The organism is Rhodothermales bacterium (assembly GCA_013002345.1).
Taxonomy (GTDB): domain Bacteria; phylum Bacteroidota; class Rhodothermia; order Rhodothermales; family JABDKH01; genus JABDKH01.
In genome coordinates this window covers 1-8,079 of the sequence record JABDKH010000329.1, presented here as the reverse complement: position 1 = coordinate 8,079, position 8,079 = coordinate 1, and the positions used below count along the sequence as shown (strand labels likewise).

Sequence of the window (8,079 nt, the reverse complement as noted above, 5' to 3'; positions counted from 1 at the left end):
GAGGAGTTGACGTACGATTATCAGCTGGAGCGCGGCGAAGAGTCGGCTGACACGTGGACGACACAGTACCCGTGCCGGTGCGGTGCCTCGAATTGCCGGGGTACGTTGATTGATACGGCAGCCCAGGAGGTGGGCGCGTAGTCAGTGAGCTCCGAGTACCAACGAGGTCAGTAATGAATCGAGTCCCAATTCTCCTCCTGCTGCTGTTCGTGTCGGCGTGTAACGCGCCGGAGCAGCCTGCCGACGCCAGAACTGAACTACTGGATGTGGCAAACACCGCCTCGACAGTCACGCCCGTGCAACTCGCTGTCATGCAGGCGATAGCAGATATCGATGCGATGCGATCCAATCTTGCTGGAGGAATCAGCGAGATGGAGGAGGTGGAGCAGGAGACGTTCGCGCAGGTCTGCAAACCGGTCGGAATGCGGCTGAAGCAGACGGCGCAGGAGAACGGATGGGTCATGCGGCAGCTTGCCGTGAAGTATCGCAATCCAGCTCATGCCCCGGACCCACAGGCGGCAGGGCTGTTTGCGCGATTCGAATCGGAGTCGTCCCTGGACAGTCTGTGGCTTCGATCCGAACACGCGGGCGTCCCCGGCCTGCGCTACCTGCGTCGCATCACGGTGGAGCCGGCCTGTCTTGCCTGCCACGGTGCGAAAGACGCACGGCCCGACTTCATCAAGGAGAAGTATCCGGAAGATCGAGCGTTCGGTTTCGAGGCAGGAGATCTGAGAGGTATGTACTCCGTCTTCATTCCGGACACCTTCAGCAGTGCGGATTCAGTTGCGAACTAGGTAGCGCTGACGGACCTTTGGTGTCACGTAGAGGTTCCACGTTCGGGCCGTGACATCACATGCTCAGGATGACTACACGATGCGGTGGTTTACGTCGGTGGACGGCACTCCTGATCGTCCCGTCGTTTCTGACGCTATCGTGCTCGTCCGGCATCGCACAAACGACCATCGAGAAATGGCCGGACGGCCATCGTGCCGCGGTCTCTGTCACGTACGATGGGGGAACGATCAACCAGTTCAAGGTTGCTCGGCCGATCATGAATGATCTCGGTCTCCCCGCCACGTTCTTCATCGTCACCGGCGACATCGGAGGTTCGCAATATCAACGCACGTTCATTGGAAGGCCGGTGTCGGAGGTTGCAGCGGAGGTCGTAGATGGAATCCCCACGACCACCGAGAACTTCTTCGAGCGCGCCGGTGCCGTGCGCATGCTTCCGTTCCGGGAGGCCGTCGACTTCCACACTCGAGCCGGCGACCTGTTCGAACTGGGCAAGATTCCCGAGGCGTACGCGATGATCGAGGACGGATTCAAGCAGGCCGCACGCGGTCTCTTGACGCCTGTGCTGCCTGGTGGGGGCCAGGTCAACGCCGACGTTGAAGCGACGTGGGAAGATCTTCGTGTGTACGCGTCGGAGGGTCACGAATTTGCGAGTCATTCCGTGTCTCATGCACAGCATGCGATTCTCGACGATCCGAATATGTTGTACGAGCTTGAGAAGAGCCGCGAAGAAATCCTCCGGTTCCTCGGGCCGGAGCACACGTTCTCTGTGGAGGTACCGTACGGGACGGAAAACGACCGCGTGATGTCGAAGATGCTGGCGCTATACCCGGCTTCCCGGAATCGGATGCCGGACGACTTCCTCGACGAGATCAACAGGTGGAATAGTGCGGATCCGGTCGCATCACAGAGAGAGTACGTACAATGGCAGCGCGGCCCGAAGTCGGCGACTCCAGTTGAGGAAATGCAATCCTGGATCGACACGATTGTCACCCGCGACAATATCTGGCTCGTCCTCGTCTTTCACGGTGTGGAGGGGATCGGCTGGGAGCCGAAGACGGCCGCGGATTTGGAGGCGTACTTTGAGTATATCGCCGAGCAGGAAGACGTGTGGGTTGCCACGTTTCGGGATGTGACTCGATACATGAGACAGCGGATGTCCGCCGAGGTCTCATCGGAATTTGACGGTGCCTCTCTGCGTGTTCATCTGGTCCACCCACTCGATCCTGCCGTCTACGATTATCCGCTAACACTGAGGACACCTGTCCCGGACGCCTGGACGTCCGTCGAAGTGTCTCAGGGTAATCGCACACAGGCTGTTTCGGTCTCGCACGATGGGGCGGGGCCGCACGTGCAGTACGAAGCTTTCCCGAACGAGGGGACCATCGTATTGTGGCCGATAGGAGAGTGACCCCATCGTCGCGAACGTCGGGCTCGGGAAAGCCGGGTACCGAGCCTACAGGGCTAGCCGTTGTCCGATCAGCGTTGCCGCATCAGCTCCCGACCAAACAACTCGACGCGATCCGCCGGACCGTCGCCATCGAAAGCAAAGGTGGCTACGGCTCCGCTCCCGAAGAGCGAGAACCGCAGTTGGTGGCTATCTGCATCGAACACTGTAGTCGGGCCTTCAAGAACACCCCAATGCATGCGAAGTGTGTCGCGGACATGCTCAAACCGCACGGAGCCGAGAGCGTCGTCCGCATAGGTGCCCGCGTAGTCCGAGAGCGGGCGGGGATAAGGGTTCAGACGCGACTGCTGAACAGCTTCGAAACGTGCTACCTGCTCGGGAACCTCGGCCACCTGGGAACGCACTTCTTCAAGTCGAGTCTGTGCCAGCGAGTCAGCGTCAGGACGGTCCATCATTACGTCGTAGACATATGCCGCAATGATGTCGGTCAAAGCCGATCCGCCGGGGCCATTTACCTGCGCCACAACGCCGAGGCGCTGATCTGGCAAGAACGATAGATGTGAGCGCGTACGGCTGTAACCACCGAATCTGCTCACCATGGGTTCATCACCGTACGAACCAACGTCCCAGCCCATGCCCCACCCGTCGCGCTGGAAGAAGGCGAACTGCCGGTCGTGTGTACTCAGGATCTCGTGAGACAGAGCTACGGCCTTCTCCGGGAAGACTTGACGACCATCGATACGCCCGCCATCCATCTGGACGACGGTCCATCGCGTCAGGGATTCTATGCTGCCCAGATGACCACCGGCCGCATTCATGGTGATGTCCCGCTTGACGAAAGGGATGGTATAGTACGTCCCGTCGATACGCGCGCGGTGAGGCTTGGCTATTCGTGCGCTGTCAAGACTAGAGACATTAGAATACAATTCGCCCATCCCTGCGGGGTTGTACACTTCATGTTCGAGGAAAGTCTTCCAACCCTCAGGTCGCACGGCATCGATGACCATACTCGCCACGTTATATCCGAGGTTGCTGTACCGGAGCTCGCGACTCCCTACTTCGTTGAACTGAAGCAAGCGACCGTACTCGCTCTCGGGAAAGGCCCCGGTGAAGGCCGCGGAGATGACCAGCGCCCCATTTCCCATACCGTGCGTGTGTCCCAGGAAGTCGCCCACAGTCAGACTGTCGGGGTCGACGCCTTCGGGCCACTCGGCGTTTGGGAGATATGTGGTGATCGGTGCCGCAACGTCGATCTCTCCCGATGTTGCGAGTAGAGCGATGCCAAATCCAGTGAACGACTTCGACGTCGACGCGACGTACCAGAGTGTTTCGCCGGTGGCCGGTATTCCAGCCGAGATGTCGGCCATCCCCAGATTGGACACGTACTCGACGCGCCCGTCTACGGCCACTCCAACGCCTAGTCCTGCGCTCGCTCCGACCTCGTAAGCTGTGTGGACAAACCGGTCAATTCGCTCGAGGCTCTCGTCGAGGCCCGCGCGCCGCGGAGTGGCCTGGCAACTGCATAGTATGAGAAGCGCGAACGTTAGCAGTGGTCTCATTGTGCTTCAGGAGAGAGTAGAAACAGAAACGTACGGCGCGAATGTACCAAAGTTGTACGCCCGGTGAGAGCTGGTGACGGGCTGGCCGATGCGCGGGAGGGACACAAGCGTCACGATGCCTGGAATGCCGAGGACGGTATACCGAATGGGTGTCGGTCGCAAATGAGCCCTGGAGCCTGCCTACGTCTGATGCCCACATTCTTGAAGTCACGGCCTGATCCAGGGCACGACAGGTGGGAAAGGCTCGAACCAGGCCGGAGGGCCACACCGTTCCCCAATTCCATTACGTTAGCGAAAATCTGCGAGGGTGATCGGACTCATCGTCCGGTGGGCGATGCAGTGCCGGAGCGGATCAGGCGTTCACTTCAAACGCGAGAAGCGTAATGTCGTCCTGCGGGCTGCTGTCTCCGCACCACTTCGTCACTCTCGTGATGAGTGAGTTGACGCTGTCTTCAAGTGGTACCCGTCGCGTTGCGCGCAGGTTGTTGGTGAAGCGGTCCTGGCCGAAGTACCCGCCTTCCTCGCTCTCAGCCTCCATGATTCCGTCGGTATACAGGACGACACGGTCACCCGCTCCAAGATCAATCAGGCCTTCCTCAAAGTTCGGTTCCGGAAGGATGCCGATGGGTGGTCCGGACGTTTCGCAAATCAAAGGAGCGCCGTCTTTCGGCACGACGATCGGCGGAGGGTGTCCCGCTGCGACGTATTGAAAAGTAGACTTCTTGATGTCGAGGAGGCCGTAGACCAGCGTAAAGTATTGACTTGTTCGCTCGTCAAACGGAAAGTGCGTGTTGAGTCTGGACGCCACCTGGACAGGTGTCGACGGTCGCGTGCCCTTTGAGTCCTCGAACACCATGGATCGACCCGGAACGGGGGAGAGCATTCGGCTGACGGCTACCGATAGAAGCGACGCGCCCACTCCGTGGCCGCTGACGTCGAGGACGTACAGCGCCACCAGATCCGGTGCGACAGGAAACACGCTCAAGATGTCGCCGGCAAGTTCCTGGCATGGCCGGAAAGCCCACGAGACTTTCAGACCAGGTATCTCGGGCGGTTTTTCCGGCAACAGGGCGCGCTGGATCTTCGCAGCCGCCTCGAGGTCCTGCCGCATGTGAGCGTTCGCCGACTCGAGCTCTTTCTTCGCCTTCTGCAGCTCGTCCTCGGCCTCCTTCTGGGCTGTAATGTCGGACTGTATGCCGATGTGATTCGTCACGACTCCTGACGCGTCGCGGACCGGCGTAACAGAGAGTCGATTCCAGAATGGCGCCCCGTCCTTTCGGTAGTTGAGTATCTGAACCGTGCACGCCGTGTCGGTGCGGATCGCCTCTCGAATTACGTCGACGGTTTCCGCGGCCGTGTCCGGTCCCTGCAGGAATCGGCAGTTGCGCCCGATGACGTCGGCTACCGAGTAACCGGTGAGTCGCTCGAAGCCCTCATTCGCGTAGATGAGCGGGTTGTCGGGCAGGCGAGGGTCGGAAATGGTGATGCCTTCGGCAGCTGCTGAGAGAGCCCGATCCTTGAGCAGTAACTGCTCCTCGTATTTTTTGGTATTGAGAGACTTGCCTGGCGTATCTGCTGCGGACTTCATGGCGTGAAGTGTTTCGTGACGTGTCGCGCATCCGAGACGGTCACAGTGTGGCCACCGGTTCACCAGAAGCTACGCCGGACTAAGACAACAAAACGCCCCGAGAGAACCAGCCTTCTCGCTGTCCTACGGGGCGTTCCTGCGAGAGCCAATGAGCGGACTCGAACCGCTGACCTGCTCATTACGAGTGAGCTGCTCTACCAGCTGAGCTACATTGGCGCGCTCTCCTGCCAAGGGGAGGCCAAAACTACAGCGCTTGTCACGCGCGATCAAGGCGGCGGATCCCGCGCCACGGAAACCTCACAGAGTGACCCCCGATAGCAATTTGCCGCGGGACGGTGCCGTTTACTGCGGTGAACGACGCTTCGTATACTCAGCGAAAGGTGATCCAGCTCTACAACATATCCAAGTCGTACGACGGCCACACCGCGCTCGCGGACGTGTCTCTCGATTTCCTGGAGCACCGCACCACCGCGGTCATCGGTCCGTCCGGTTGCGGAAAGTCGACCCTGCTGCGCGTGATCATTGGACTCGTGACACCGGATACAGGCAAGGTGAATGTCTTTGACCGCAATCTGTCGACCGACACTCTCATCGACACGCGACGCCGTATCGGATATGTGATCCAGGACGGCGGACTCTTTCCGCATCTTACCGCGCGGGAAAACGTGGAGATGATGGCTCGCCATCTGCAGTGGAGCGACGCAGATATCGGTGACCGCATTCACTCGCTGGCTCTTCTTGTACGACTTCCGGAGGACCGCCTCGACCTGTTTCCGGTCGAGCTCTCCGGCGGGCAGCGCCAGCGCGTGGGGCTGATGCGCTCGCTGATGCTCGATCCATCCTTGCTGCTGCTGGACGAACCACTCGGGGCACTGGATCCCATGATCCGGGCTGAACTGCAGACTGAGCTTCGTGACATCTTCGGTTCACTGAAGAAGACGGTTGTGCTGGTAACACATGACCTTTCCGAGGCCGCTTTCCTTGCGGATCGGATCGTTCTCATGCGGAACGGACAGGTCGTTCAATCGGGACAGATCGAAGACCTGCTCGAGCGCCCGGCGGTTTCTTTCGTCAGTGATTTCGTCAACGCGCAGCGACGCCACATCGGTGAAGCGGGAGCGGGCGCACCATGATCTTCCCGGTACTCATAAGGTTTGGTCTGCTGTCGCTCGTGATCCTGCAGCTCTCGTGCTCCGGAGATTCAATGGCAACATCCGACGAACCAGTCGTGGTGGGCTCCAAGACCTTCACGGAGTCGGTGATTCTCGGTGAGCTGGTGGTCGGCCTGCTTGAATCGGCGGGGATTTCAGCGGAACACCGCCGCGCTCTGGGTGGCACGCGGTTTCTGTGGAACGGGTTGCTGTCGGGAGAGATCGACGTTTACCCGGACTACTCAGGTACCATACTTCAGGAGATTCTCGCCGGGGACGATTTCGCTGACCTCGCGGCCGCCGCGTCATATCTGGACTCGGCGGGAGTCGAGGTTTCGCCGTCACTCGGGTTCAACAATACGTACGCAATCGGGATGACGTCGGTCAGAGCCGACGAGCTGGGTATCAAGAAGATCTCCGACCTCGCGCAGTATCCCGATCTGGCACTCGGCTTCAGCAATGAGTTCATGGATCGGAGTGATGGTTGGCCTGCACTCCGTGATCGTTACCGGCTTCCCCATGGCGCGGTGCAGGGTGTCGATCACGATCTGGCATATCGCGGTCTCGATGCCGGCTCGATTGACGTGATGGACCTGTACTCGACGGACGCCGAGATCGCATACTACAAGTTGCGGGTGCTTAAGGACGACCTGTCTCACTTTCCGAAGTACGACGCCGTGCTGCTGTATCGCGAGGATCTGCAGCGACGAATACCGAAAGCAGCGCCCGTGATGAAGCTGCTCAACGGAGCCATCAGCGAAGTGACGATGGCTGATCTTAATCGGCGCGTCAAGATCGGTGGCGAATCGGAGGCAGAGGTCGCCAGAGATTTCCTCCGGAGTCGCCTGTCTGTAGATGTGGTCGATCAAGTGGCTGCGCCGACCAGGTTGGGACGTGTCTGGGATCGAACGGTTGAGCATTTGATCCTGGTTGGGATCTCTCTAGGCTTCGCGATTCTCGTAGCGATCCCTCTCGGCGTGCTTGCAGCACGTCGTCGTCGACTCGGACAGGTGATACTTGGGACGGTTGGTGTCATCTACACGATTCCGTCGCTCGCGTTACTGGTGTTCATGATTCCCCTGATCGGGATAGGAGGACCGCCGGCCGTGGTGGCGCTCTTTCTGTACAGTCTCCTGCCGATCGTCCGCAATACGTACACCGGCCTGACCGATATTCCCGTGCCGCTGACCGAATCTGCGGTCGCGCTGGGTCTGGAGCCATTCGCGCGTCTGCGTCTCATAGAACTGCCGCTTGCGTCGCGATCGATCCTGGGAGGCATCAAGACATCGGCCGTCATCAACATCGGAACGGCCACGCTGGGTGCCTTGATCGGCGCTGGTGGCTACGGTCAGCCGATTCTCACTGGAATTCGTCTGGATGACATCGGGCTGATCCTGGAGGGAGCCGTTCCGGCGGCACTATTGGCGTTGGTGGCTCAGGGCATGTTTGATCTGGTCGAGCGTCTCGCTGTGCCGAGGGGACTGAGAATGGGCGAATCCCGGTAGCTTGCTAGAGTTCTGCGGCGCCCGAGATTCGTCGTTCTGCGCACAGATGACGGGCGTTCTCCCGGGCGGCCAGTGC

General features: G+C 59.8%; 6 protein-coding genes and 1 tRNA gene. 4 read left to right on the top strand and 3 right to left on the bottom strand.

Annotation, left to right across the window (positions count from 1 at the left end):
- The first annotated feature begins 173 nt into the window (after nucleotides 1-173).
- Nucleotides 174-794: a DUF3365 domain-containing protein gene (locus HKN37_15750; protein NNE48105.1), complete on the top strand. Its 621-nt coding sequence runs from the start codon at nucleotides 174-176 to the stop codon at nucleotides 792-794.
- A gap of 68 nt (nucleotides 795-862) precedes the next feature.
- Entirely contained in the window at nucleotides 863-2,203 is a 1,341-nt protein-coding gene (locus HKN37_15745) for a polysaccharide deacetylase family protein (protein NNE48104.1), read from the top strand.
- Between the two features lie 68 nt (nucleotides 2,204-2,271).
- Here the strand turns inward: HKN37_15745 and HKN37_15740 are convergent, their stop codons facing one another.
- The 3 genes from HKN37_15740 to HKN37_15730 all read right to left on the bottom strand — a co-directional run bounded on the left by HKN37_15740 (nucleotide 2,272) and on the right by HKN37_15730 (nucleotide 5,563).
- Nucleotides 2,272-3,759, bottom strand: a complete 1,488-nt coding sequence (locus HKN37_15740) for a serine hydrolase (protein ID NNE48103.1) — start codon at nucleotides 3,757-3,759, stop codon at nucleotides 2,272-2,274.
- Between the two features lie 352 nt (nucleotides 3,760-4,111).
- Nucleotides 4,112-5,347 carry a SpoIIE family protein phosphatase gene (locus tag HKN37_15735; GenBank protein ID NNE48102.1) on the bottom strand — a complete coding sequence of 412 codons (1,236 nt, stop codon included), beginning with the start codon at nucleotides 5,345-5,347 and terminating at the stop codon, nucleotides 4,112-4,114.
- Nucleotides 5,348-5,490: 143 nt separating this feature from the next.
- Nucleotides 5,491-5,563, bottom strand: a tRNA-Thr gene (locus HKN37_15730).
- A 164-nt stretch (nucleotides 5,564-5,727) separates the two neighbouring features.
- Between HKN37_15730 and HKN37_15725 the strand changes: the two genes are divergently transcribed.
- On the top strand, nucleotides 5,728-6,480 hold the full coding sequence (locus HKN37_15725; GenBank protein NNE48101.1) for an ATP-binding cassette domain-containing protein: 753 nt from the start codon (nucleotides 5,728-5,730) through the stop codon (nucleotides 6,478-6,480).
- 71 nt (nucleotides 6,481-6,551) lie between these two features.
- Nucleotides 6,552-8,003, top strand: coding sequence for an ABC transporter permease subunit (locus tag HKN37_15720; protein ID NNE48100.1), 1,452 nt, complete (start codon nucleotides 6,552-6,554; stop codon nucleotides 8,001-8,003).
- Nucleotides 8,004-8,079: the final 76 nt, after the last annotated feature.

Bases quoted from the DNA above. Each gene is read 5' to 3' on its own strand.
- HKN37_15745 (NNE48104.1), top strand. From the start codon at position 863: ATGACTACACGATGCGGTGGTTTACGTCGGTGGACGGCACTCCTGATC.
- HKN37_15720 (NNE48100.1), top strand. From the start codon at position 6,552: ATGGCAACATCCGACGAACCAGTCGTGGTGGGCTCCAAGACCTTCACG.
- HKN37_15740 (NNE48103.1), bottom strand. From the start codon at position 3,759: ATGAGACCACTGCTAACGTTCGCGCTTCTCATACTATGCAGTTGCCAG.
- HKN37_15735 (NNE48102.1), bottom strand. From the start codon at position 5,347: ATGAAGTCCGCAGCAGATACGCCAGGCAAGTCTCTCAATACCAAAAAA.
- HKN37_15750 (NNE48105.1), top strand. From the start codon at position 174: ATGAATCGAGTCCCAATTCTCCTCCTGCTGCTGTTCGTGTCGGCGTGT.